The sequence below is a fragment of the Methylosinus trichosporium OB3b genome, from assembly GCF_002752655.1.
Classification (GTDB): domain Bacteria; phylum Pseudomonadota; class Alphaproteobacteria; order Rhizobiales; family Beijerinckiaceae; genus Methylosinus; species Methylosinus trichosporium.
Genome location: NZ_CP023737.1, coordinates 2,356,477 through 2,379,928, shown reverse-complemented (window position 1 = coordinate 2,379,928; position 23,452 = coordinate 2,356,477). Strand labels below are relative to the sequence as shown.

The 23,452-nt window shown below is 66.6% G+C and carries 26 protein-coding genes; 8 read left to right on the top strand and 18 right to left on the bottom strand.

Annotated elements, in window-relative coordinates:
* The 4 genes from minC to CQW49_RS11445 all read right to left on the bottom strand — a co-directional run bounded on the left by minC (position 1) and on the right by CQW49_RS11445 (position 4,420).
* Positions 1-780 carry a septum site-determining protein MinC gene (gene minC, locus CQW49_RS11460; protein ID WP_003614285.1) on the bottom strand — a complete coding sequence of 260 codons (780 nt, stop codon included), beginning with the start codon at positions 778-780 and terminating at the stop codon, positions 1-3.
* Positions 781-1,013: 233 nt separating this feature from the next.
* A complete protein-coding gene (gene exaC / locus CQW49_RS11455) occupies positions 1,014-2,531 on the bottom strand; it encodes an acetaldehyde dehydrogenase ExaC (RefSeq protein ID WP_003614287.1) in 1,518 nt (505 codons plus the stop codon).
* Positions 2,532-2,669: 138 nt separating this feature from the next.
* A complete protein-coding gene (locus CQW49_RS11450; protein WP_003614289.1) occupies positions 2,670-3,620 on the bottom strand; it encodes a helix-turn-helix domain-containing protein in 951 nt (316 codons plus the stop codon).
* A 218-nt stretch (positions 3,621-3,838) separates the two neighbouring features.
* Positions 3,839-4,420, bottom strand: a complete 582-nt coding sequence (locus CQW49_RS11445; RefSeq protein WP_003614293.1) for a recombinase family protein — start codon at positions 4,418-4,420, stop codon at positions 3,839-3,841.
* Between the two features lie 564 nt (positions 4,421-4,984).
* On the opposite strand from CQW49_RS11445, the gene CQW49_RS11440 reads away from it, so the two are divergent.
* The 3 genes from CQW49_RS11440 (at position 4,985) to purQ (ending at position 7,072) form a co-directional block, all read left to right on the top strand.
* The gene (locus CQW49_RS11440) at positions 4,985-5,533 is read left to right on the top strand and encodes a hypothetical protein (RefSeq protein ID WP_198586445.1); all 549 of its coding nucleotides are present in this window, start codon (positions 4,985-4,987) and stop codon (positions 5,531-5,533) included.
* A gap of 343 nt (positions 5,534-5,876) precedes the next feature.
* Positions 5,877-6,116, top strand: coding sequence for a phosphoribosylformylglycinamidine synthase subunit PurS (gene purS / locus CQW49_RS11435; protein WP_003614174.1), 240 nt, complete (start codon positions 5,877-5,879; stop codon positions 6,114-6,116).
* 272 nt (positions 6,117-6,388) lie between these two features.
* On the top strand, positions 6,389-7,072 hold the full coding sequence (gene purQ / locus CQW49_RS11430; protein WP_003614175.1) for a phosphoribosylformylglycinamidine synthase subunit PurQ: 684 nt from the start codon (positions 6,389-6,391) through the stop codon (positions 7,070-7,072).
* Positions 7,073-7,076: 4 nt separating this feature from the next.
* Here the strand turns inward: purQ and CQW49_RS11425 are convergent, their stop codons facing one another.
* The 3 genes from CQW49_RS11425 to CQW49_RS11415 form a co-directional block, all read right to left on the bottom strand.
* The gene (locus CQW49_RS11425; RefSeq protein ID WP_003614177.1) at positions 7,077-8,084 is read right to left on the bottom strand and encodes a CorA family divalent cation transporter; all 1,008 of its coding nucleotides are present in this window, start codon (positions 8,082-8,084) and stop codon (positions 7,077-7,079) included.
* 141 nt (positions 8,085-8,225) lie between these two features.
* Positions 8,226-8,579, bottom strand: a complete 354-nt coding sequence (locus CQW49_RS11420) for a hypothetical protein (RefSeq protein ID WP_003614179.1) — start codon at positions 8,577-8,579, stop codon at positions 8,226-8,228.
* 148 nt (positions 8,580-8,727) lie between these two features.
* On the bottom strand, positions 8,728-9,561 hold the full coding sequence (locus CQW49_RS11415) for a hypothetical protein (protein WP_003614181.1): 834 nt from the start codon (positions 9,559-9,561) through the stop codon (positions 8,728-8,730).
* A 251-nt stretch (positions 9,562-9,812) separates the two neighbouring features.
* On the opposite strand from CQW49_RS11415, the gene CQW49_RS11410 reads away from it, so the two are divergent.
* A complete protein-coding gene (locus CQW49_RS11410; RefSeq protein WP_003614184.1) occupies positions 9,813-10,118 on the top strand; it encodes a hypothetical protein in 306 nt (101 codons plus the stop codon).
* 30 nt (positions 10,119-10,148) lie between these two features.
* Here CQW49_RS11410 and CQW49_RS11405 read toward each other — a convergent pair whose 3' ends face one another.
* A complete protein-coding gene (locus tag CQW49_RS11405; protein ID WP_003614186.1) occupies positions 10,149-10,394 on the bottom strand; it encodes a hypothetical protein in 246 nt (81 codons plus the stop codon).
* A gap of 189 nt (positions 10,395-10,583) precedes the next feature.
* On the opposite strand from CQW49_RS11405, the gene CQW49_RS11400 reads away from it, so the two are divergent.
* The 3 genes from CQW49_RS11400 (at position 10,584) to CQW49_RS11390 (ending at position 15,601) form a co-directional block, all read left to right on the top strand.
* The gene (locus CQW49_RS11400) at positions 10,584-11,051 is read left to right on the top strand and encodes a MarR family winged helix-turn-helix transcriptional regulator (RefSeq protein ID WP_003614187.1); all 468 of its coding nucleotides are present in this window, start codon (positions 10,584-10,586) and stop codon (positions 11,049-11,051) included.
* Between the two features lie 99 nt (positions 11,052-11,150).
* Positions 11,151-14,336 (top strand): efflux RND transporter permease subunit, encoded by a 3,186-nt coding sequence (locus tag CQW49_RS11395; RefSeq protein WP_003614188.1) that lies wholly within the window; start codon positions 11,151-11,153, stop codon positions 14,334-14,336.
* On the top strand, positions 14,333-15,601 hold the full coding sequence (locus CQW49_RS11390; protein ID WP_003614189.1) for an efflux RND transporter periplasmic adaptor subunit: 1,269 nt from the start codon (positions 14,333-14,335) through the stop codon (positions 15,599-15,601). Before CQW49_RS11395 ends, CQW49_RS11390 begins: the two co-directional genes overlap by 4 nt.
* A 221-nt stretch (positions 15,602-15,822) precedes the next feature.
* On the opposite strand, the gene CQW49_RS11385 is transcribed toward CQW49_RS11390, so the two are convergent.
* Together CQW49_RS11385 and CQW49_RS11380 are read right to left on the bottom strand one after the other, a co-directional pair.
* A complete protein-coding gene (locus tag CQW49_RS11385) occupies positions 15,823-16,071 on the bottom strand; it encodes an exodeoxyribonuclease VII small subunit (protein ID WP_003614190.1) in 249 nt (82 codons plus the stop codon).
* A 145-nt stretch (positions 16,072-16,216) separates the two neighbouring features.
* Complete coding sequence (locus CQW49_RS11380) at positions 16,217-17,620, bottom strand: cation diffusion facilitator family transporter (protein ID WP_003614191.1); 1,404 nt, start codon at positions 17,618-17,620, stop codon at positions 16,217-16,219.
* Between the two features lie 167 nt (positions 17,621-17,787).
* Between CQW49_RS11380 and CQW49_RS11375 the strand changes: the two genes are divergently transcribed.
* Positions 17,788-18,501: a glycosyltransferase gene (locus CQW49_RS11375; protein WP_003614192.1), complete on the top strand. Its 714-nt coding sequence runs from the start codon at positions 17,788-17,790 to the stop codon at positions 18,499-18,501.
* A 79-nt stretch (positions 18,502-18,580) separates the two neighbouring features.
* Here the strand turns inward: CQW49_RS11375 and rplA are convergent, their stop codons facing one another.
* The 8 genes from rplA to CQW49_RS26075 form a co-directional block, all read right to left on the bottom strand.
* Entirely contained in the window at positions 18,581-19,285 is a 705-nt protein-coding gene (gene rplA, locus CQW49_RS11370; RefSeq protein ID WP_003614194.1) for a 50S ribosomal protein L1, read from the bottom strand.
* Positions 19,286-19,289: 4 nt separating this feature from the next.
* Complete coding sequence (gene rplK / locus CQW49_RS11365; RefSeq protein ID WP_003614195.1) at positions 19,290-19,718, bottom strand: 50S ribosomal protein L11; 429 nt, start codon at positions 19,716-19,718, stop codon at positions 19,290-19,292.
* A 258-nt stretch (positions 19,719-19,976) separates the two neighbouring features.
* Positions 19,977-20,507, bottom strand: coding sequence for a transcription termination/antitermination protein NusG (gene nusG / locus CQW49_RS11360; protein ID WP_003614196.1), 531 nt, complete (start codon positions 20,505-20,507; stop codon positions 19,977-19,979).
* A 132-nt stretch (positions 20,508-20,639) separates the two neighbouring features.
* On the bottom strand, positions 20,640-20,831 hold the full coding sequence (secE, locus tag CQW49_RS11355) for a preprotein translocase subunit SecE (RefSeq protein WP_003614197.1): 192 nt from the start codon (positions 20,829-20,831) through the stop codon (positions 20,640-20,642).
* Positions 20,832-21,011: 180 nt separating this feature from the next.
* Entirely contained in the window at positions 21,012-21,230 is a 219-nt protein-coding gene (locus CQW49_RS11350) for a hypothetical protein (RefSeq protein ID WP_003614198.1), read from the bottom strand.
* Between the two features lie 41 nt (positions 21,231-21,271).
* Positions 21,272-22,135: a 16S rRNA (adenine(1518)-N(6)/adenine(1519)-N(6))-dimethyltransferase RsmA gene (rsmA, locus tag CQW49_RS11345; protein WP_003614200.1), complete on the bottom strand. Its 864-nt coding sequence runs from the start codon at positions 22,133-22,135 to the stop codon at positions 21,272-21,274.
* Positions 22,132-23,139 (bottom strand): 4-hydroxythreonine-4-phosphate dehydrogenase PdxA, encoded by a 1,008-nt coding sequence (gene pdxA / locus CQW49_RS11340; protein ID WP_003614202.1) that lies wholly within the window; start codon positions 23,137-23,139, stop codon positions 22,132-22,134. The genes rsmA and pdxA overlap by 4 nt, the downstream gene beginning before the upstream one ends.
* A 132-nt stretch (positions 23,140-23,271) precedes the next feature.
* The gene (locus CQW49_RS26075) at positions 23,272-23,406 is read right to left on the bottom strand and encodes a hypothetical protein (protein ID WP_274541219.1); all 135 of its coding nucleotides are present in this window, start codon (positions 23,404-23,406) and stop codon (positions 23,272-23,274) included.
* Positions 23,407-23,452: the final 46 nt, after the last annotated feature.

Sequence of the window (23,452 nt, the reverse complement as noted above, 5' to 3'; positions counted from 1 at the left end):
TCAGTCGAGCCTGACGATCTTGATCGTTTCATCCTGCAGAAAGGCGTGCACCGCACGCCCACGCAGATCGGCGCGGATCTCGTCCGCGGTCATGTAGAAGCCGCCGACGGCGACGAGCTCCGCCTCCAACTTGCGGCAGAAGATGCGCGCGCGGGTCTCGCCATAGGAGCCGGCCATCACGCGGCCGCGCACCGCGCCATAGACATGGATGGAGCCGCCGGCGACGACGTCCGCGCCGGAAGCGACCGAGCCGACGACGATGACGTCGCCGCCCGGATGAAAGATGGATTGGCCGGAGCGCACCGGCTTCTCGACGACGAGCGGCGCGACATGGCGGCGCTCGCTCTCGACGCTTTCGGCGAGCGCGGGCTTTTCCGCCCGCAGCGCCGCGCCGATCTCGGCGAAAGTGGTTTGCTCCTGCGGCGTCAGCGTCGGCTGCGGCGCTGCGGCGCTCGGCTCCTCGTCGGCGGCGTAGGCGCGTCCGCTGAGGAGGATCGGCGGCAGCTCGTCGCAGGCCCAGGACGGCTCGACGCCGGTGAGGCCCATGACGCGCACCTGGCGCTCGGAGAGCCGGCCCATGAGGCCGACGACCTCGTCGCGCTCGAGGCCGAGCTTGGAGACGTCGACGACGATCGCCTTGCGCGCGAAGAAGGCGGGCGTGCGCTCGAGACAGGCGTCGAGCTTCTCGATCCAGCCGTCGATCGGCGCATCGGGCTCGATGGCGAGGACCGGAAAGGAGCGGCCCCGGAAGCGAATGTGAGAGGATGAAGATTCGGTCAACGGGCGGACTCGCAAGCTCTGCTGCAAGTCCCATTTCAGGCCAGGATGGTTAACGGCGAGTTAAATTACCTAAGGGTAAATGCGTTATGACCAGGGAATCGCCCCGCGGCCCTGGATTGCTTCGCTTCACTCGCAATGACGACGACCCCGAGGGGCGCCGTCATTGCGAGGAGCGGAGCGACGAAGCAATCCAGGGCCACGGGGCGCGGCGCCGGATCGCTTCGCGCGAGCGATCAAAAGAAGCCGAGGCTGTGCGGATCGTAGGACACCAGCAGATTCTTGGTCTGCTGATAATGATCCAGCATCATGCGGTGATTCTCGCGGCCGACGCCCGATTGCTTGTAGCCGCCGAAGGCGGCGTGCGCCGGATAGGCGTGATAGCAATTGGTCCAGACGCGCCCGGCCTGAATGGCGCGGCCGACGCGAAAAGCGCGATTGACGTCGCGCGTCCACACTCCCGCTCCGAGGCCGAAGATCGTGTCATTGGCGATCGCCACCGCTTCTTCGTCCGAATCGAACACGGTCACCGAGACCACGGGCCCGAAGATCTCCTCCTGGAACACGCGCATCTTATTATTGCCGGCGAGCACGGTCGGCTTCACATAGAAGCCGCCGGAAAGCTCGCCCTCGAGCTCGGCGCGGCCGCCGCCGATCAGAATGTCGGCGCCTTCATTGCGGCCGATGTCGAAATAGCTCAGGATTTTTTCCATCTGCTCTCGCGAGGCCTGCGCGCCGAGCATGGTGCGCTTGTCGAGCGGGTCGCCCTGCACGATGGCGCCGACGCGCTTCAGCGCGCGCTCCATGAAGCGGTCATAGATGCTTCTGTGCACCAGAGCGCGGCTCGGGCAGGTGCAAACCTCGCCCTGGTTCAGCGCGAACATGGCGAAGCCTTCGAGCGCCTTGTCGAGCAGCGCGTCATCCTCGGCGGCGATGTCGGCGAAGAAGATGTTGGGCGATTTGCCGCCGAGCTCCAGCGTCACCGGAATGAGATTGCGCGCGGCATATTCGCCGATGAGGCGTCCGGTGCTGGTCTCGCCCGTGAAGGCGATTTTGGCGATGCGCTTCGACGAGGCGAGCGGGCGCCCGGCCTCGAGGCCGAAGCCGTTGACGATATTGACGACGCCGGGCGGCAGCAGATCGCCGACGATCTCGGCCCATATGAGAATGGAGGCCGGCGTCTGCTCGGCCGGTTTCAGCACCACGCAATTGCCGGCGGCGAGCGCGGGCGCGAGCTTCCATGCCGCCATCAGCAGCGGGAAGTTCCACGGGATGATCTGGCCGACGACGCCGAGCGGCTCATGGAAATGATAGGCGACCGTGTCGTGGTCGAGCTCCGATATGCCGCCCTCCTGCACGCGAATGGCGGAGGCGAAATAGCGGAAGTGATCGATGGCGAGCGGTACGTCGGCGGCGAGCGTCTCGCGGATCGGCTTGCCATTGTCCCAGCTCTCGGCTTCGGCGAGCGTCGCCAGATTGCTCTCCATGCGGTCCGCGACGGCGTTCAGCACGCGCGCCCGCTCGGCGACGCTGGCGCGGCCCCAGGCCTCGCGCGCCGCATGGGCGGCGTCGAGCGCCGTCTCGATATCGGCTTCGTCGGAGCGGGCGATCTCGCAGAGAATCTTGCCATTCACCGGAGTCTTGTTCTCGAAATAACGGCCGGCGGCTGGGGGGACCCAACGGCCGCCGATGAAATTCTCATAGCGCGGTTTGAACTGCGGCTCGGCGGAGCGGATGAATTCGGGCCTCGTCATGGGGGTTTCCTCTCGTCACGCGCCTTTTGCGTTTTCGTCTCGGCGTCGCGGCGCGATTGTCGACCCGCGCACGTGCGCCCGCCAGAGAGGAAACGCACGACGGGGTCGGAAGTGTCGCATTCTTGCGACAGGCGCCGTTCAGCGCAGGCCGAAACGGCTCAGCTTGCGATGCAACGTCGCGCGGCTGACGCCGAGCAGCTTCGCTGCGGCCGAGACATTTCCTTCCGCCCGCGCCAGCGCCCGCCGCAGGGCGCTGCGCTCGGCCTCCTCCAGCGCCTCGCCGGAGCCGCAGCGCAACAGATCGGCGGCGGGCGGCGTGGCGGCGAGCGCTGCGTCGGTGACGCCGAGCTCGAGGCGCGCGGCGCGGGTGGCGCCGATGACGAGATCGTCGCGATCGACGGCGAGGAGAGATACGGCGCCGCGCTCGGCGCCCGGCGCCAGCAGAATGCGCGCATCGGCGAAGGCGGCGCGAAAATGCGCGGCCTCGATCGCGCGCGCCGCCTCGGCGACGGCGGCGGCGACGAGCCCGATCATGCCGGGGACGAGCGTCTCGTGGCGGCAGGAGACATCCAGCGCCGCGGCGAGACGACCGCAATGGTCATGGATCGGCGCGACCGTGCAGCTCAGCGCCGTGTTGCGCGTGCGAAAATGCTGGTCGCGATGAATGGTGAGGGCGCGTCCCTCGGCGAGGCAGGTGCCGATGCCATTGGTGCCCTGCTGCGCCTCGCTCCAGATGGCGCCGGGCCGCAGTCCGCGCATGTCGAACTCCGCGGCGTCCGTGGCGGCGCTGCGCCGCTCGACGGGCGCGCCCTCGGCGTCGGTGAGCAGCACGCAGCAGCCGAGCTCGACCACCGCGGCGGCGAGCCGGTCGAGCGGCGCATGGGCCGCCCGCATCAAGGGCTCCAGCCTTTCGCGCGCGGCGCGCAGCTCGGCGGGGCCGAGCATTTCGGGCGCGCGGGACTGCTCGGGGTCGAGGCCGTAGAGCGTGACGCAGCGCCGCCAGGAGGCGGCGACGACCGAGGCGGCCGGAGCGGCGCCGTCATCGACGGCGGTGAGGATGCGATGGGCATGAGCGTCGCGCCGAGCCATGGCGGGGGGCCTCCCGTAGAGATCGGACTATAGCATCGGGGAACAAATGCCGAAGCGTTGTTGTGCAGCGCTTCGGAATGCGAGATCTGCCCGGGAAGCGCAGATCCTATCGGGACCCGACGCTCTTTCCCGCGATGATCTCGAATCCAAACCAATCGGGATCAGCTCGAATCTTTCACGTTTTATCGCAACATGAAAAGAGTTCTCCGCGCCTTTTTCTAATCCAATTGCTCGCTCCGACCGGGAAACGCGTTGCGCAGGCTTCGCCGCAGCGTGCGAACGGAGACGCCGAATTCCTCCGCGACGTCCTGCATCTGCGTTTTCTCGCTGCGAATGGCTTCGAAGGCGTCAGCGATCTGATTGGGGCTGAGCGATTTCGGTCGGCCGAGCGTGCAGCCGCGCGCGCGCGCGGCGGACAGACCCGCCCGCGTTCTTTCGCTGATGAGGGAGCGTTCGAACTCGGCCAGCGCCGCCATCATATGGAACATCAGCCGGCCGCCGGACGAGGTCGTGTTGATGTTCTCGGTCAGGGACTGAAAATTGACCCCGCGCTTGCCGAGTTGATCCATTAGCGTGACGAGAGCGGGCAAAGATCGGCCGAGCCGATCCAGGCGCCACACAACCAAAGTGTCTCCAGATTTCAGCTTTTTGAGCGCGCTCTCAAGCCCGGTACGACAAAAATCAAGTCCGGATCGGCCGTGATCGGTAAAAACTTCATCACATTGTACATTTTCCAACGCCTTTAGCTGCAGATCGAGTTTCTGCTCGTCTGTAGATACGCGTGCATAGCCGATGATCATTATTCGTTCTCGTGTCTCGATGCCGAAATAGCGCCGCCACGTCGTAAAGAATCGGTTTTTGTCTACGAACCTATCTCGTTACGGGACAGGAAGGCTTGACAAAACCGGTCCTTTCTTTCCGGCGCCTTGAAATATGCGCTCGGTTAAAATAATCCTGTAATTACAACGCTAACATGCGCCCGATGTCACAGGATTTTTGCGCGCTAGTTATGGTCATAAAGGACCGTTTATGCCGCGAAATCGGGAGTTCAAAGTAGTCGCCCAGCGCCGACCCGACTCATCGTTCGGCTGCAACGAGCTTGCTGTACCAGACGAGCGCGCGCGCCCCGGCGCACTCGAGGCCGGCGATGGCAGCGTGTCGGACACCGTCTGCGGAATGATGATCGCCGCAGTTTCTGGCTCGGTCGTCGGGCTTCTGGCCCGCGGAGGAGTAGCTTGCGCGGCGCTGGTTTTCGTGGCGGTGGTTGTCGGCGTCTATGCAGGCTGGCATGCTCGAGGCGACGACTGATGGCGAGTCGTTTCACCCGAGCCTCCGCCGGCGCGACGCCATTCGGACGGCGTGGCGTGCGCCGCCACGACGAGCCGAGCGGCCACCACCGATCAGGCGACGACCGGAACATGTATCGACGCGTCAGGCTGCGGGCGCTCGGCGCAGAGCTGACGCTCGTATATGTCGCGGACTTTCAAGGCCTGGCTCCGCAATTTCTCGTGCGGTTCGACGAAGACGGACCGTATCTCTCCGTGGGGGATCCGGTCGCGTTTTCGCTGGCGTCGAAGGACGAACCGATTGGAAAGGGTCCTCGCGTCCTCGTCGACGCCGCTTCGAGCCGGAATGGAATCCTGCTCGTCGCCGGAGAAGAGGGCGCGATCGATCGCGCAGCCACTCAACTCCCGCAAAGCCATGGACAAATTCCGCTCGACACAGCGGACATAGCCGTGGACATGCTCATTGGCTATTCGATCGAGGCCGTCGAACGCCGGCTTGTCCTGCGCACATTGCGCCGTTTCAACGGCGATTATCGCCAAACTGCATTCGCACTGGGCCTCTCGGTCGAAGCGCTGTCGGCGAAATTGTTGGCGCTTCTCTACCCGGCAAAGGATGAGGACCTTTAGCTGTTGTTTCGAATCAGTCCGCCGCTCGCCCCATCATCGCCGCCGCGGAATCGCCTTCTCGTGGACGACTGCGGCGGCGAGGTCATGTCCTCGCCCGGCCGCCGCAGGCCGCTCGCGACGGCGTTACGAAAAAGCGCGCGACAACTGCGCGAATATTTTCGTGCTGACGACGGGAGATTCTGGCAAGAGAGCGCCTGTGCGCGGTTCAGTCGCGATACAAAATTATCACCCGTCTATTATCGAGCTATCGGTGGCTTTCGACAGGCCCTGCATCTTGCCCTTGCGCTCCGCGTCCTTGCCCGGTAACCCTGCGCCCGAGATCAGCGAAGGAAAGCCCAAGCCCATGAAAGCGCGCGTCATCGTCACCCTCAAGGCCGGCGTGCTCGATCCGCAGGGCAAGGCCATTGAAGGCGCGCTGCGCTCGCTCGGCGTCGAGGGCGTCGCCGGCGTGCGGCAGGGCAAGGTGTTCGATGTCGAGCTCGACGCCGCCGACCGCGCCGAGGCCGAGGCGCAGCTGAAGGCCGCTTGCGAAAAGCTGCTCGCCAATCTGGTCATCGAGAATTTCGCCATCGAGATCGCTTGATGGGGCGTGGAGAGAGCGAGCCTGGGAACTTCTGCCGCAGCATCTTTCTCGCAGGTAAGGGCGCATCCCACTCCCAGAGGGAGAGGGTGGCCGCTGAGCGGCCGGGTGAGGGGTTTCCTCTCTCCGATTTCGGCGCGGCGTTCCCATCATCCGACCCCGCTTCGCGGGGCCACCTTCTCCCTATGGGAGAAGGAGTCCGCGCCCGACCGCGATTGGCTCCATTCGGCGCCGCGGGAACGGTGCCCACAAACACCTGATAGAGAGGACCGCGCATGAAAGCCGCCGTCGTCGTCTTCCCCGGCTCCAATCGCGAGGGCGATATGGCGCGCGCGCTGCGTCAGGCGACCGGCCGCGCGCCGGCCATGGTCTGGCACGCCGAGCATGAGCTGCCGGCCGGCACGGATCTCGTCGTGCTGCCCGGCGGCTTCTCTTATGGCGATTATCTGCGCTGCGGCGCCATCGCCGGCCGCGCGCCGGTGATGGAGGCGGTGCGCGCCCATGCGGCGCGCGGCGGGCTGACGCTCGGCGTCTGCAACGGCTTTCAGATTCTCTGCGAATCCGGCCTGCTGCCGGGCGTCTTGATGCGCAACGCCGGCCTGCGCTTCGTCTGCCGCATGCAGCATTTGCGCGTCGAGCGCGCCGATGCCGCCTTCACCCGCCATTATGCGCCGGGCCAGACGATCGAGGTGGCGATCGCCCATGGCGAAGGCAATTACGAGGCCGATGACGAGACCATCCACCGGCTCGAGGGCGAGGGGCGCGTCGCCTTCCGCTATTGCGACGCGGCCGGCGTCGTGGGCGGCGCCGCCAATCCCAATGGCTCGCGCAACGACATCGCCGGCATTTACTCCGACGCGCGCAATGTGCTCGGCCTGATGCCGCATCCGGAAAATCTCATCGATCCGCTGGTCGGCGGAACCGATGGCCGCGCTCTGTTCGCGAGCCTCGCCGCGTGAAGCGTCACTCGGCGCCGCGCTTGCGGATATAGGCGAGCGCGAGCAGCGCGGACGCCGCCGAGGCGACGCACAGCGCCGCGGCGTAGAGCGTGCCGTTCTCACTCTCGGCGAAGAACAAATTCTTCGTGTTCATGCCGAAGATGCCGGAGACCAGCGTCGGCGGCATCAACAGCGTGCCGAGAATGGTCAGCACATAGAGCTGGCGATTGGTCTCGGCGGTGAGATTGGAGACGATCTCGTCCTGCAAGAGGCGGGCGCGATCCTGCAGCGCCTCCAGCTCCTGATGCAGAGAATCGAAACGCTGCGAGAGCCGCCGCAGCGTCGCCTGCGCCGCTTCGCCGATGCGCGCCGATTGTCCGGCGCGGGCGAACACGCGCTGCGCGTCGGCGATCTCGCGATGCAGCCTGATGGTCTGCCGGCGCAAGCCGCCGAGCCGGCGGCGCTCGTCGCGCGCTTCATCGTCGAGCACGCGATCCTCGATCTCGTTGAACTCGCGGAACAGATTCTCGATCGCGGAATCCATGCCGGCGAGCGTCTCCTCGACGATCTGCTCGAAGAGATCGAGCGGCGATGTGATGCGGGCGCCGGCGAGCGCCGCCTGCCGGACCGCGGCGGAGGATTGCACGGCGTAGCGGCGCGCGGTGACGACGCCCTGCGCGGTGACGGCGATGCGCAAATGGCGCAGCACATCCTCGGGCCGCTCGAGATCGCGACCGCGGTCGGGCAGCACGCCCCACAGCGACGATTCATCGGCGGCGAGGCGCTGATGCGTGTCGGGCTCGACGAGCAGCGCCTTCGCCTCTTCGGGAATTTGCGGCTGCGCGGCGACCCAGTCGCGATAGCGCAGATCGGCGACATTGAGATGCACCCAGACGAAGCCGCCGTCGTCCGAGGACAGGCTCGGCGCATCCGGCGGCGAGACGAGAGTCGCCGCGCCTTCGGCGTCGAAGCGCAGAACCCAGAGAAAAGGCGAATCGCCGACGATGGCGCCGCGCGGCGGCCGCAGCTTCATGAGGTTCGGTCTCCCGCTGCGCGAAGCGAGCATCAAAATCACGTCTTCGAGCGGCGCCGCGCTTTCGCGCCGACGCAGCTGTTCATGCGGACCGAGCTTTATCTCCCCGATGCGACAATTCGCCGACGCCGCTCCCGGGCGTCACGGACCCCAGAAGGGGACGCCGTCGCTATAGGGCACCACATCGAGCCGATAGCGCTTCGGCAGGACCTCGTCTCCGTACCAGTTGGGCTGATTGCGCTCGATCGGATGATAGGCGAAGAAGGTCGTCTCGACGAAATAGCGATTGGTGGTTCCGACCGGAACGACCGGCCCCGGATCCAGCCAGCTGCGGCGCGGAACGGCGAGCGGCACGCGCGCATAGGGAATGGGACCGGACGCGACGACGACGACCTCGCGAACCGCGTGGCGCCGGTGCTTGGCGAGCGCGTCTCCGGCCGTCGTGACGGCGCAGAGGCAGGCGAGGCCCGCCGACAGACTGACGAAATGACGCATCTCCATCTCCCGATTCCGACAAGGGCGCACAGATCATAGCCGCTCGCGCGCCGATGCGATACGCCGCCCGAGGCCTTCGCGCGGCCTTGTTCGCGAATGTGTCCGACGAAACGTTAAAGCCGCGCGCGCAATCGTCGGTTTAATCGCGTCAATGACGCGCGCCGCGCTTCTTCGCCGGGCGCGCCGCCGCGGCGTTCGCCTCGGTTGTCGGGGCGGCGAAGCAGGACGGCGCGTCGACCTTGGCGAAGGCTTTCTGCAGCGCCTCGTTCTTGCCGCCGGGCAGATAATAGAGGCGGTCGAGCAGGCAGGTCGCGACGCGGCGGTCGACCGGATGGCCGGGCGCTCCGCAGGCCAGGCCGGCGATCTCGATCGACAGGGTGGAATCGATCATTCGCACCGCCGCGCAGCTGCGCTCGGTCGCCGGGCCGTCGCCCTGGCGCTGCGACAGGCGGATGTCGGCGGCCTCGAAGGCGCCGGCGCGGCCCGCGAGCGGCGTCGGCTGGGAGATGCGCACCACCGCGAGGCCCGCCTCCGCGGCATGGCGCGCCATATCGAGGAAGAAGTCGGAATTGCCGAGCTTGGCCCCTGCCGGCTGGAGAATGTCGACGCGCAGAAAGAAGCGGCCGGCGTCGAAGCCGCCGAAGCTCATGGACTCCTGCCGCCCGCCCGCCTGCCGCGCCGGCTCGACGGAGACGCTCTTCTCCTTGGCGAGCTCGGGGACATCGAGATCGAAGGCGGCCTTGGGCGCGACCGGCGCCGGCGCCTCGGCCCTCACGGGAGCGTTCGGCCGCGGCGCTATGGTGGCGGTGGGGAGGTCGTCGACCTGCGGGGGCGCGACGGGGCCGAGGAACAGCGCGGCGCCGACCAGCACGAGGCTGGCCGTGAGCCCCATCGAGGAGGCGGCGAGGCTGCCGAGGGGCCGCGCCCGCGCCGGCCCGCTCTCATAGACCGAAATGTCTTCGTCGGAAGCCGACCAACTCATAACGCCACTCCAACCGCCGGCGGCGCGCGCCGGTAACGCCACGATTCCTCGCACACTGCCGAATGATCTCGAGTTCGAGGTTTCACTGCCGCCACCATTTGCGCGAAGGGTAAATATTCGGTTGCGCGCGATCACCTTTCCGAAGCGAGGCAGACAAACTTCGGACAAGAAATTCATCGAGAGGGAGGAGGGCTGCAGCGTCGATCGCGACGCGGGGGGAGAGAAGCACCGACACATCTCGAGGAATCGGCATGAAGCTCCCTGCGCTCGCGGCCTTGGCGACCTGCCTGTCGCTCCCCGCCTACGCGGAAAAAGTCACGATCGGCTGTCCGCTGGTGGCTCAATACAGCGATAATGACATCAATTATCTCATCGGCGAGGTGCGCTCTGTGGTCGGTGATCAGGAAGCCGGCCGCATCTACGCGCATTACCTCGATCTGAGGAACGCCTGTCGGGTCAATGGCGACGCCGTGCGCACCGTCACCGTCTCCCCGACCTTGCGCGACTGGCTGGCCCAGAACGGCGTCGACATTCGCCGTTTCGCCCGGCGTCTTTGAGCCTTCGCGCTCCGAGCGCGTCGCCGCCGCTCAATGGCGGCGGCCGCGCTTCTTTCCCTTGGACGCTCCGAGGATTTGCGCCCGGCAGGCGCGGCTGAGCGAGCCGAGATTGGCTCTGAGGCATTGCGCCACCGTGTCAGCGTCGGGGACGAACCGCTCGCAGAAGCGATAGGCGTCATTGGTGCAGGCCGAGCGCTGCTTGGATGTGCCCTGGGCGGAAGCCGGCGCGGCGGCCATGAGCGCGATGAAAAGCGAGAACCCGAAAATCATTCGCATTGCGGCGTCTCCTGTGGCGGCCGCGGGCTGCGGCCGCATGGGGTCAATGATAGGGCGCGGCGGCGCTCGGCAATTCCCCGGGCGATTAACCTTTCCTCGTCGAACGCCGGCGCAAGGGCTTGCTTTCGCTCGCGGTGAGGCATCTAATAAGCTAGCTCATGAGAAGCATTGCTAAGAGCAGCTCGGTCAATGAACCTGCCGCCGCCCAACACCTTCTGCTTTCTGCTGTCCGACGCGGCGCGGCTGATGCGCAAGCGGTTCGAGCAGAATGCGCGCGACCTCGGCCTGACGCGCGCGCAATGGCACGCGCTCGCCTATCTGGCGCGCAACGAGGGGGTCAACCAGTGCGCGCTGGCCGAGATGCTGGATGTCGAGCCGATCACGCTCGGCCGGACGATCGACCGGCTGGAGTCGCAGGGCCTCGTGGAGCGGCGTCCGCACGACACCGACCGTCGGGCGTGGCGACTCTATCTGCGTGCGGCGGCGCTGCCGCTGCTCGAGGCGATGGCGCCGATCTCGGAGCAGACGCGTCGCGAGGCGCTGGCGGGGCTGGGCGAGGCGGAGACGGAAGCTCTGATGCGCGCGCTCGAGGCGACGCGCGCCAATCTGAGCGAGGCGAGCGCGCCGCCCAAGCGGCCGAAGGCAAAGACGGAATGAGGACGGACCCGCCGGTCGCGAGACGCGAACGGCATCGCTCGAGTTGATTGGCTCGCCGGAGCGCGGCTCGTCCCGCTTCCGGCCATGAGGTCGAATCCGATGGAGCTCGTCAAATATGCGCTCAAATTCCGGCTGACGTTCTTCGTCATCGCCATTTTGACGACGCTCCTCGGCGGCGCGGCGATCGTGTCGACGCCCAAGGACGTGTTTCCGAACGTCGATATTCCCGTGGTGACGGTGATCTGGACCTACACCGGCCTTTCGACGACCGAGATGGCGCAGCGCGTCACCACCTACGCCGAGTTCTCGACCTCCAACAACGTCAACGGCATCAAGAATATGGAAAGCCAGACGCTGCAGGGCGTCGCGGTGATGAAGATTTTTTTCCAGCCGGATGTGAATATCGAGCTCGCCATCGCGCAGGTCGTCTCTTCGATGAACTCGATCCGCGCCTTGATGCCGCCGGGCATCAATCCGCCGACCGTGATCCGCTACACGGCGTCGCAAGCACCGGTGCTGCAGCTCGCCTTGTCGAGCAAGAGCTTTTCCGAGCAGCAGCTCTATGATTTCGGCCTCTACCGCATTCGCCAGGCGCTCACGGCGACGCCCGGCGCCACTCTGCCGACGCCCTGGGGCGGCAAGCAGCGGCAGATCATGGTCGATCTCGATGTCGCCAAGCTGCAGGCGCGCGGCCTCACCCCGCTCGACATCGTCAACGCCGTCACCGCGCAAAACGTCACCGTTCCGTCCGGCCTCGTGAAATTCGGCGAGCTGCAATATGTGGTGCGGCTCAACTCCACGCCGGAGGCGCTGGAGACGCTCAACAATATTCCGGTGCGATATGTCGACAACGCGCCGGTGCTGCTGCGCGACCTCGCTCAGGTGCGCGACGGCTATCCGCCGCAGCAGAACATCGTGCGCGTCGACGGCGTGCGCTCGGTGCTGCTCACCGTGCTGAAGAACGGCAACGCCTCGACGCTCGACGTCGTCGAAAACGTCAAAGCCGCGATCGCCAAATTGCGCGCGGCGATCCCGCCGGAAATGCGCATCGACGAACTATTCGATCAATCCGTGTTCGTCTCCCATGCGATCGCCGACGTGCTGCGCGAAGGCGCCATCGCCGCGGGCCTCACCGGCCTCATGATCCTGCTGTTTCTCGGCTCCTGGCGCTCGACGCTGATCGTCGTCATCTCGATCCCGCTGTCGATCCTCGTCTCGCTCGCGGTGTTGAGCGCGCTCGGCCATACGATCAACATCATGACCCTCGGCGGCCTCGCCCTCGCGGTCGGCATATTGGTCGACGACGCCACCGTCGCCATCGAGAACACCTATCGTCTGTTCGAGGAGGGCAAGGAGTTCCGCCATGCGGTGGCGGAGGGCGCCTCCGGCATCGCCAAGCCGGCGCTGATCTCGACCCTCGCCATTTGCGCGGCCTTCGTCTCGGTGCTGTTCCTCACCGACGTCGCCCGTTATTTGTTCACGCCCCAGGCGCTGGCGGTCGTCTTCGCCATGCTCGCCTCCTATTTCTTCTCGCGCACGCTGACGCCGATCCTGATGGATCAGCTGCTCGCGCATGAGCATCACGGCCGCGAGCTCGAGGGCGACGCGCGGCGCTCCGGAATAGCCGGCGGCCTCGCGCGCGTGCAGCTCGCCTTCGAGCATGGCTTCGAGCGCATGCGCGCGCAATATGGCCTGCTGCTGGCCGCAGTGCTGCGTCGCCGGGCGCAGACGCTCGCCGTCATCGCCGTCGTGCTGGGGCTCGGCGGCGTGCTGTTCGTCAATGTCGGCGAGGATTACTATCCGCAGATCGACGCCGGGCAGATGACGTTGCATGTGCGCGCGCGTCCGGGTCTGCGCATAGAGGATACGGAGCTGTTCTTCCAGAAGGTGGAGCATGTGATCCGCGAGATCGTGCCGGAGCGCGACCTCGCGCTGCTCATCGACAATATCGGCCTGCCGCAGATCACCTATAATTTCGCCTTCACCGACGGAACCGTCGTCGCTTATTTCGACGGCCAGATCATGATGTCGCTGCACGAAGGCCATGCGCCGACGGCCGGCTATATGAAGAAGATGCGGGAGATTCTGCCGCAGCGATTTCCCGAGGCGATCTTCTATTTCCAGTCCTCGGACATCATCACGCAGATCCTCAACTTCGGCCTGCCGTCGCCGATCGCGCTGCGCATCGTCGGCCGCGACGCGGAGGGCAATCAGCTCATCGCCCGCAAGCTGCTGGAGCGCGTCAAGGGCGTGAAAGGCGTCGTCGACGCGCATATTCACCAGATTCTCGACGCGCCGGAATTCTTCGTCGACATCGATCGCTGGCGCGCGCTGCAGCTCGGCGCCACCACGCAGCAGGTGGCGAACAACGTCAATATTTCGCTCTCCTCCTCCTTCCAGGTCGCACCCAATTTCTGGACCGATCCGAAATCCGGCATCCCCTATCAGGTCGCCGTGCAGACGCCGGAATATCGCATCGCCTCGCTCGACGCTTTCGCCGGCACGCCGGTCTCGGCCGTCGTCAATGCGCCGACAGCGCAGGTCGATCTCTTGACCAATCTCGCGCAATGGCGGCGCGGCGTGGAGCAGACCGTCGTCAACCACTCCAACACGCAGCCGACCTATGACATCTACGCCAATCTGCAGGATCGCGATCTCGGCTCCATCGAGCGCGATCTGCGGCAGGTGGTCGCCGAGCTCGAAGGCGAATTGCAGCCCGGCAATCAGATCGTGCTGCGCGGCCAGATCGAGAGCAAGAATCTGGCCTTCCGCCGCATCGGCCTCGGCCTCATCGCCTCCATGGCCTTCGTCTATCTGCTGATGGTGGTGAACTTCCAGAGCTGGGGCGACCCCTTCGTGGTGATTCTCGCGCTGCCGATCGCCTTCTGCGGCATCGTCTTCGCGCTCTTCGTCACCGGCACGACCTTCTCCATTCCGTCATTGATGGGCGCCATCATGTCGGTCGGCGTCGCCTCGGCCAATTCGATCCTGCTCGTCACCTTCGCGCGCGAGCATCGCGAGGCGACCGGCGCTTCGGCCGAGGAGGCGGCCTATCTCGCCGGCGTCACCCGCATTCGTCCTGTCCTCATGACCGCCACGGCGATGTTCGTCGGCCTGCTGCCGATGTCGCTCGCGCTCGGCGACGGCTCCGAGCCGAACGCCGTGCTGGCGCGCGCGGTCATGGGCGGCATCGCCTTCGGCACCTGCTCGACTCTACTGCTGGTGCCGCTCCTCTATTCGATCTTGCGCCGCGGCGAGCCGCAGGCGCCGAGGGACTATCTATGACCGACACGCCGCATCCCCGCGGCCCTCTCGCTCCCGTCCCGGTCGCCGGCGCGCGCGAGAAGCCGCGCCTGCGCAAGGGACCGCTCCTGCTGATCGCTCTGCTGCTGCTCGGCGTGTTGTGGCGCGGCGCCGTGCGCCATGCCGACCGCGATCGCGAAGCGGGCGCCTTTCAGCAGGCGCAGGCCGACGCCGTGCTCAGCCTGCGGGTCGCCGAGGTGAAGAAGATCGCCGGCCCCTATCACATCGAGCTGCCGGCGCAGACGCTCGCTTTCGAGCAGGCGCGGCTGTTCGCCCGCGCCACCGGCTATATCGCCGAACGGCGCGTCGACATCGGCTCGAAGGTGAAGCAGGGCGATCTGCTGCTGCGCATCGCCGCGCCCGATCTCGATCAGCAATATGCGCAGGCGAAGGCGAACCTCGCCCTCTCCAAGGCGCAGCTCCTGCAATCGAAGGCGCAGGTCGAGCAGACCAAGGCCAATCTCAATCTGGCCAAGATCACCTATGGCCGCGCCTCGACGCTCGCCAAGAACAATTACGAGAGCAAGCAGAACGCCGACAATGCGCGCGCCACTGTCGAGACGCAGACCGCCAATCTGCAATCGGCGGAGGCCGGCGTCGCGGTGGCGCAGGCGACGATCGACGCCAATCAGGCGAATCTCGACCGGCTCGCGCAACTCGTCGGCTTCAAGGATGTGACGGCGCCGTTCAAGGGCGTCGTCACCGTGCGCAATGTCGACATCGGCGATCTCGTCAGCGCCGACGCCAATGGCGGCACCGCGCTGTTTCAGCTCGCGCGCGACGATGTGCTGCGCGTGCAGGTGTCGGCGCCGCAGGCGGAAGCGCAAGGCCTCGTCGATGGATTGGAGGCGAGGATTCTCTCGACGGAGCTCGGCAAGACGTTCAAGGGCCGCGTCACGCGCAACGCGGTTTCGCTCGATCCGGCGTCGCGCACGCTGCTCACCGAAATCGACATTCCCAATCCCACCGGCGAATTGCGTCCGGGCCAGTTCGTGCGGGTGGTCCTCGACATCCCGCGCGTGCGGGCGCATGTGAATGTGCCGGCGCCGGCGATTCTGTTCGGCGCGCAGGGACCGCGAGTCGCCGTGGTCGGCAAGGACGACGTCATCCGCATGGCGTCGATCGTCATCGCGCGCGACTATGGAACGAGCGTCGATGTCGAGGAGGGGCTTTCTGGAGACGAGCGCGTCGTGCTCGATCCGCCGGTCGACATCCGCGACGGCCGGAAGGTGACGATCCGGCAGTGAGCGAATAGCGAGTAGCGAGTTATATATTGCGCCATTCGAGGACCGATATCGTCAGATGAGACAACAAAAGCCGGGGCCGTCATTGCGAGGAGCGAAGCAAGCCAGAGCCGCAGGGCGGCCCCTGGGTTACGTCGTCGCTACGCTCCTCGCAATGACGCCGCCCCGATCGTTGCGGCCATTCGTGATGAAGACGTAATGAGTGTCTATTCGCTACTCGCCCTTCACTCCACATCCAGCGGCGCGACGCCCTTGGGCTGGCCGTCGGCGGCGAGCGTGATCTTCTCGATGCGCGCCTCGGCCTCGCGCAGCAGAGCGTCGCAGCGCTTCTTCAGCGCTTCGCCGCGCTCGTAGAGCTTCACCGAGTCGTCGAGAGAGACGCTCGCCTTCTCGAGCTTGCCGACGATCTCCTCGAGCTCCTGAATGGCCTTCTCGAACGGCAGGGCGTCGATGTCGGAATTGGCGTCGGACATGGGCCGAGCTCCCTTGCGGCTCTTTGGATCCTTCGCTGCTTCTATCACGAAACGGCGCGTGAGCGTTACCTATGGGACGTCATTGCGAGGAGCACAGCGACGAAGCAATCCAGAGCCGCCCCGCGACCGCCAGGGGGCAATCGCATTACATGTGATCGTCGATCTCGGCATGGCCTGCGATGCGCAGGATCTCCGGAAACTCCGCGCGGATCGCCCGCTCGGTCGCGTCGACCGCCGTATGGACGGCCTCGACCGAGAGCCGCGGATCGACGCAGCAGTGATAATTGACGACCAGCCCGTCGGCAGTCTCGCGGACCCGCACGTCGTGAATGCTCGTCAAGGTCCCGAGCTGCGCCGCATGCCGCGCCAACGCCTCCTCGATGCGGCTGCGGGTGTGCGGCTCGGCGTCGCGCCCGTTCAGCAGATGCGGCTCCAGCGGCTCGATATGGGTCTCGATCTCGACGGCGGGGCCGAACTCCTCGAGAATGGCCTGCTCGAGGCTCGTCGCGATCGCATGGGCCTGACCCTGCGGCATCGCGCCGTCCAATTCGAGATCGAGCGTGATCGAGAGACGCTCGCCGATCTGCTGCGCGATGATGCGATGCACCTGTAGGCGCCGCCGCGCCGCGACCAGCAGGATGCGCTCGAGCACGGTCTCGTCGTCGAGTGCGATCGGCTGGGCGGCGAGTGCGACCAGCGCGCCGGGAAAAGCCTCGACGATCGCCGCGGCGGCGTCATCCTTGATGCGGGCGGCGCGCTCCAGCGGCAGCGTGCGCGAGACGCCGATCACCGCCTCGCCCATCAGTTTCGGCCCGGCCATGCGCAGGCGCAGACGCTCCACGGCGATGACGCCCTGCGTCGCGCGCAGGATCGCGTCGACGCGCGGAACGATCTCCTGCGGCGCGGCGTCGAGCAGAGTGGCGACGGTGCGGCGGCCGAGACGCCAGCCGGCGACGGCGATGAAGGCGGCGACGCCCATGGCGGCGAGCGCGTCGCCCTGCGGAAAGCCGGCGCGCGTCGCCAGCAGGCCGACGACGACCAGCGCCGAGGAGACGAGATCGCTGGAAAAATGCAGGGCGTCGGCGGCGAGTGCGTCGCTCTGCGTCTCCTTGGCCACGGCGGCGAGGCGGCGCGAGCGGAAAAAATCGACGATGATCGAGCCGCCGAGCGCGGCGAAGGCCGGCCAGCCGGCGTCGATGGCGAGCTCGCCGCCCTGGAGGCGCAGCGCCGCCTGGACGGCGACGATCAGCGCGAGGCCGAACAGCAGGCCGGTCTCGATCAGCGCTGCGAGCGACTCCACCTTGGCGTGGCCATAGTGGTGCTTTTCGTCCGCCGGCTTCTCGGCCTGGCGCACGGCGTAATAAGTGAGGACGGTGGCGGCGACGTCGGCGGCCGAATGACCGGCCTCGGAGATGAGCGCCAGCGAGCCGGACCAGACGCCCGCGGCGAGCTTGGCGATCGTCAGCCCCGCGCTCGCGGCGATCGACGCCTTTGCGGCGGCGGCCTTGCGCGCGGCGACATCGTGACCGAGGATGACCGTGTCCTTCATGTCCCTATGCTCCGCAAGCAGCGTGCGCGAGCTCGCTCGTTTAGCAAGCCGGCGCGCGATCAGCAACGTCATATCCGGGCTCGGACAGAATTGGAGCGCGCGCTGCCGAATTCGAATACGACGATGCGGGAGCGCCCTGGCTCTCGACTTTTCATCATCGAGCCCATATGGTCGCCAAGAGAAATTTGCTTGGCGAGGCGCTTTCTGTGTTCTTTACCTTCTGGAGTGGACTCGAGGCGCATGAGCCGGAGGCCGTTCACGCTTGGCGCCGATCATATCCGAGCTTCACCCTCTTCGGCGACGCCGACGTCCTGCCGCTGTTCGACAGCGACGCCCAGCGTGAGATTTATAAGAAAATTCGCATTCCCGCATGCAAGTCCGATGTCGCGCGGCTCGCCCTGCTTCGCCACCACGGCGGATTATATGTCGATGCGCATACTGGGCCGTCCTCCAGCGAACGGCTCGCCGAAACCCTGGGCGATCTCGCTCGATACGAGCTGATCTTGTTCAGCAAGGGATGGGAGACCAACTTCAATTTCATGAATGGCGTGCTGGCGGCGCGCCGCCGACTGCCAATTTTCGATCGACTGCTCGAAAGGGCGTTCGACAATCTCGTCGCGCACAAAAGACGGGAGGCGGAAACGACGGGACATGTCGAATACAACATATTCCGATTGACGGGAACTCGCGTGATGCTCGAACTCATGTTCGACAATGTGCGCAGGAATTGGGAGATGAAGCCCGAATTCAGAGAAAACATTCACTTTCACGTCATGGCGTCGGACTCGAGCCCTGGCTTTCAGATCTATAAATATCGCTATCGCAAGCCGGGCGCTCATTGGAGCGAACGCCAGCTGACCGAGCGTCTGTTCGAAGACTGACCGCGACAGGCGTGGCCAGAACGACTGCGGGCCGGCGAGAGCCGCCGGCCCTTTGACGAGTTCGGCGAAAGCCGACGCCTTACGCCTGCGGCGCGCCGAGCGACCCCACATCCACCTTGACGCCCGGCCCCTGCGTGGAGCTCAGCGCCACGCGCTGGATATAGGTGCCCTTGGCGCCGGCGGGCTTCGCCTTGGCGACGGCGTCGACGAAGGCGCGGATGTTCTCGACGAGCTTGCCCTCCTCGAAGGAGGTCTTGCCCACCGTGCCCTGCACGATGCCGGCCTTCTCGACGCGGAACTCGACGGCGCCGCCCTTGGAGGCCTTCACCGCGCCGGCGACGTCCATCGTCACCGTTCCGACCTTCGGGTTCGGCATCAGGCCGCGCGGGCCGAGCACCTTGCCGAGACGGCCGACGAGCGGCATCAGCTCCGGAGTGGCGATGCAGCGGTCGAACTCGATCGTGCCGCCCTGGACGATGGTGACGAGATCCTCGGCGCCGACGATATCCGCGCCGGCGGCCTTGGCCTCATCGGCCTTGGGGCCGCGCGCGAACACGGCGACGCGCAGAGTGCGGCCGGTGCCATTGGGCAGATTGACCACGCCGCGCACCATCTGGTCCGCATGCTTGGGGTCGACGCCGAGATTCATGGCGATCTCGACCGATTCGTCGAATTTGGCGCTCGCATTGGCGCGAACGAGCTTGATGGCGTCGTCGACGGCGTAGAGCTTGGTGCGCTCGACGTTCTGGCGAGCCTTGGCGATGCGTTTTCCGATATGCGCCATGATCTCACCCCACCACTTCGAGGCCGATGGAACGGGCGGAGCCCTCGATCATCGCCGCGGCCGAATCGACCGACGTCGTGTTGAGGTCGGCCATCTTCTTCTCGGCGATCTCGCGAATCTGCGCGCGCGTGACCTTGCCGACGAAGTTGCGGCCCGTCGTCTTGGAGCCGGACTTGACGCCCGCCGCCTGCTTCAGGAAGTAGGAGACCGGCGGCTGCTTCAGCTCGAAGGTGAAGGAGCGGTCCTGATAGGCGGTGATGATGACGGGGATCGGCGTCCCCTTCTCCATCTGCCCGGTCTTGGCGTTGAACGCCTTGCAGAATTCCATGATGTTGAGGCCGCGCTGACCGAGCGCGGGACCGATGGGCGGCGACGGATTCGCCGCGCCGGCCGGCACCTGCAGCTTGATGTAGCCGGCGATTTTCTTCGCCATGTCTCATCTCCAACGAAAGGCGATCACGGGCTCGCGCCCGCGCCGCCGGTTGCAGCTCGTGGTCCGACGCGGTCTCCCTTTGGCGAAGGGCGCGCCCGCCACGTTCTCTCCTCCCCGCACGGGGGAGTTTTTCTTCCTTCTCCCGCTTGCGGGACAAGGTGTCGCGCGACTGCGCGACGGATGAAGGTCCTGGACGGGGCCCTCACCCGACCCCGCTTCGCGGGGCCACCCTCTCCCGCAGAGCGGGAGAGGGGAGTCTCAAACCTTCTCGACCTGTCCGAACTCCAGCTCCACCGGCGTCGGCCGGCCGAAGATCGACACGGCCACCTTGAGGCGGGAGCGGGCGTCGTCGACCTCCTCCACCACGCCGTTGAAGGAGGCGAAGGGGCCGTCGGCGACGCGCACGGTCTCGCCGACCTCGAAGGAGATCGTGGGCTTCGGGCGCTCGACGCCCTCGGCGACCTGCCCCTTGATGCGCAGCGCCTCGGCCTCGCTGATCGGCATCGGCTTGTTGTCGGCGCCGAGGAAGCCCGTGACCTTGGGCGTGTTCTTGATCAGCGAGAACACGGCGTCGGAGAGGTCGCATTTCACCAGCACATAGCCGGGGAAGAACTTGCGCTCCGAGCTGACCTTGCGGCCGCGACGCACCTCGACCACCTGCTCGGTCGGAACGAGGATCTCCTCGAACTTGTCCGAGAGGCTGCGCTGCGCGGCGCCTTCCCGAATGGATTCGGCGACCTTCTTCTCGAAGTTCGAATAGGCGTGGACGATGTACCAGCGCATGCTCATGATGGCGCGACGGCTCCGAATCTCTCAAGCCCTGCCGATCAGGGCGCGCGGGCGCGGCGCGCTCCGCGGGTTCTTGGTCCGAGCGAATTCTGATCGATCGAACGATTCCGTTCGATCGAAAAGCGCTCCAGCTTACTGACCCATCCGCAGCAGCAGCCCGACGGCGACATGCAGCGTCTTATCGACGAGCACGAAGAACAGGCTGGCGAACAGCACCATCAGAATCACCAGTCCGGTGGTGATCAGGGTCTCGCGGCGCGTCGGCCACACGACCTTGGTCGCTTCCGAACGCACGTCCTGCAGGAATTGAAACGGATTGGCCATTTGCTCACCGGGTGTGGTCCACGACGGGACGCCGCAGCCGCATCTTACACGAGGCGCGCGGCGAGGCGCGCCACAAAACAGTCGCGGCGCGGGACCGACAGGCCACGCGCCACGAGAACGCAGCTTATATTCCACATGGGAGAGCGCGCCAAGTGAAATTTCCGAGAGTGAAATTTCCGCTCAGCCCGCCGGCGGGCTCGCGTGGCGGGCGAACCAGGCGCGCGCCTCCTCCCGCGTGCGCTCGAGCTCGCCGAGCGCGGCGTCGAGCTTGGCTTCATATTGCTCCAAAGTCTCGCTCGGGTCGAACACATCCGCCGCGATCGAAAAAGGAGTCGCGATCTTGAGCTCGGCGCGCGGACCCTCTTCGGTCTCGACGGCCGCAAAATAGAACTTCGTCATTCCCGCCTCCTTGCTGCCTCCTCGGCACAGGCGCTGCGGAATTAAGATAGGTCGGCCAGAGCCTGCGCCAATGCGACGAATCCGCCGATGTCGATCTCCTCGGCGCGGCGCGTCTCCTCTATGCCCGCCGCCGTCAGCAGGCTGCCGACGTCGAGCCCGGGAAAGGGCAGCGATTTGAGGCTCTGGCGCAGCATCTTGCGGCGCTGGCCGAAGGCGGCCTTGGTCACCTGCGACAGAAGGCGCGGCTCGCAGGCCGCGGGGGTGGCGTTCGGGACCAGCTCCACCACCGAGGAGGTGACCTTGGGCGGCGGCGTGAACGCCGAGGGCGACAGGTCGAACAATATGCGCGCCCGCGTCCGCCAGCCGCACAGCACGGCGAGGCGGCCGTAATCGGCGCGCTGCGCCGGCGTCGCCACGATGCGCAGCGCCACCTCGCGCTGGAACATCAGAACATAGCGGTCGAAGACGGAGGGCCAGGGCTCGGCCTCGATCCAGCGGGCGAGCAGCTCGGTGGCGATGTTGTAGGGAAGGTTGGCGCAGATGCGCGCCGGCCCGCCGAGGCCATGCTCGCGCACGAGCTGCGCGGGGTCGGCCGCGAGCGCGTCGCCCTCGACGATGACGAGCCGGCCCGGATAGCGCGCCTCGATTTCGCGCAGCGCCGGCATGCAGCGCGCGTCGCGCTCCACCGCGATGACGCGGCCGGCGCCCTCCGCCAGCAGCGCGCGGGTGAGGCCGCCGGGCCCCGGACCGATCTCGACGATGGTCGCGCCCTCGAGCGGACCGGCGGCACGGGCGATGCGGGCGGTGAGATTGAGGTCGAACAAGAAGTTCTGGCCGAGCGCCTTGCTGGCCATCAGGCCGTGCTTGGCGACGACCTCCCGCAGCGGCGGCAGATCGTCGATCATCGCGCCGTCATGCGGTCGGCGAGGCGGATCGCCTCGATGAGGCTCGTAGCGTCGGCGATTCCCCGGCCGGCGATGTCGAAAGCGGTGCCGTGGTCCGGCGATGTGCGCACGAAGGGCAGGCCGAGAGTGACATTGACGCCGCGGTCGAAGGCCAGCGTCTTGATCGGGATCAGCGCCTGATCGTGGGTCGGACAGATGGCGACGTCATAGCGGGCGCGGGCTGCGGCGTGGAACATCGTATCGGCCGGATGCGGCCCGCTGGCGTCGACGCCGCACGCGCGCAGCTCGGCGACGGCCGGGGCGATGACCTCGATCTCCTCGCGTCCCATGGCGCCGCTCTCGCCGGCGTGCGGATTGAGCCCGGCGAAGGCGAGACGCGGCGCCGCAATGCCGAAGCGCGCGGAGAGGTCCGCGGCGACGATCGCGCCGGTCTCGACCAGCAGCGCGCGCGTCAACAGGCGCGGAACCTCTGCGAGAGCGACGTGAATCGTCGCCGGCACGACGGCCAGCTCTTCCGCCCACAGCATCATCACCGGGCGGAAGGCGCGGCCGAAGCGCCGTTCGGCCAGGGCAGCCAGAAATTCGGTATGGCCCGGATGCGCGAACCCGGCGGCGTAGAGCACATTTTTGGCGATCGGATTGGTGACGAGCGCGCTCGCCTCGCCCTGCGTCGCCAGCTCCACGGCGCGCTCGATCGAGAGAATGGTGGCGGCGGCGTCCTCCGGGTCCGGAGCGCCGGGGGCGCCGCGAACCGCGCGCCCGAGCGGCGCCACCGGCAGCGCCTGCGGAAAGATCGCGGCGGCCTGCGACGGCGTCGCCTCGCGCAGCGGAACCTCGAGGCCGAGCGCCGCGGCTGTGCGGGCGAGATGGTCCGGATCCGCGAGGACGAAGAAGGGCGGAAGCCCGCGCTCGTCGCGCGCGCGCCACGCCTTCAGCGCCAGCTCCGGGCCGATGCCGGAGGGATCGCCCTGGGTGAGGGCGAGAGGGGGCAGTGTGGCGGACATGGCGCTACGATCGAAGCTCCTGCTTTGCGAGCCGGAAGGCGCGCGGTCGAAGTTCGAGCGCGCCGCCGGGACCGCGAGCCTTCAGGCTCGCTCTCCTCACCAGGATGACGCCGGCCGGCTGCTCGAAAAGAATCACAAGCTCCAGCATCTCGCGAGGAACAGGAGGGCGCCCAGAAAAACGACGGTCTGCAGGCCGACAGCGACGAGCAGCGCCCGGCTGACCTCGTGCTTGGCCGATTCGATCTTCGCGCCGAGACGCAGCCCCATTGCCCTCGTCTCCCATTGGAGCGCGGCTATTTCCAGCGCGAGTTGG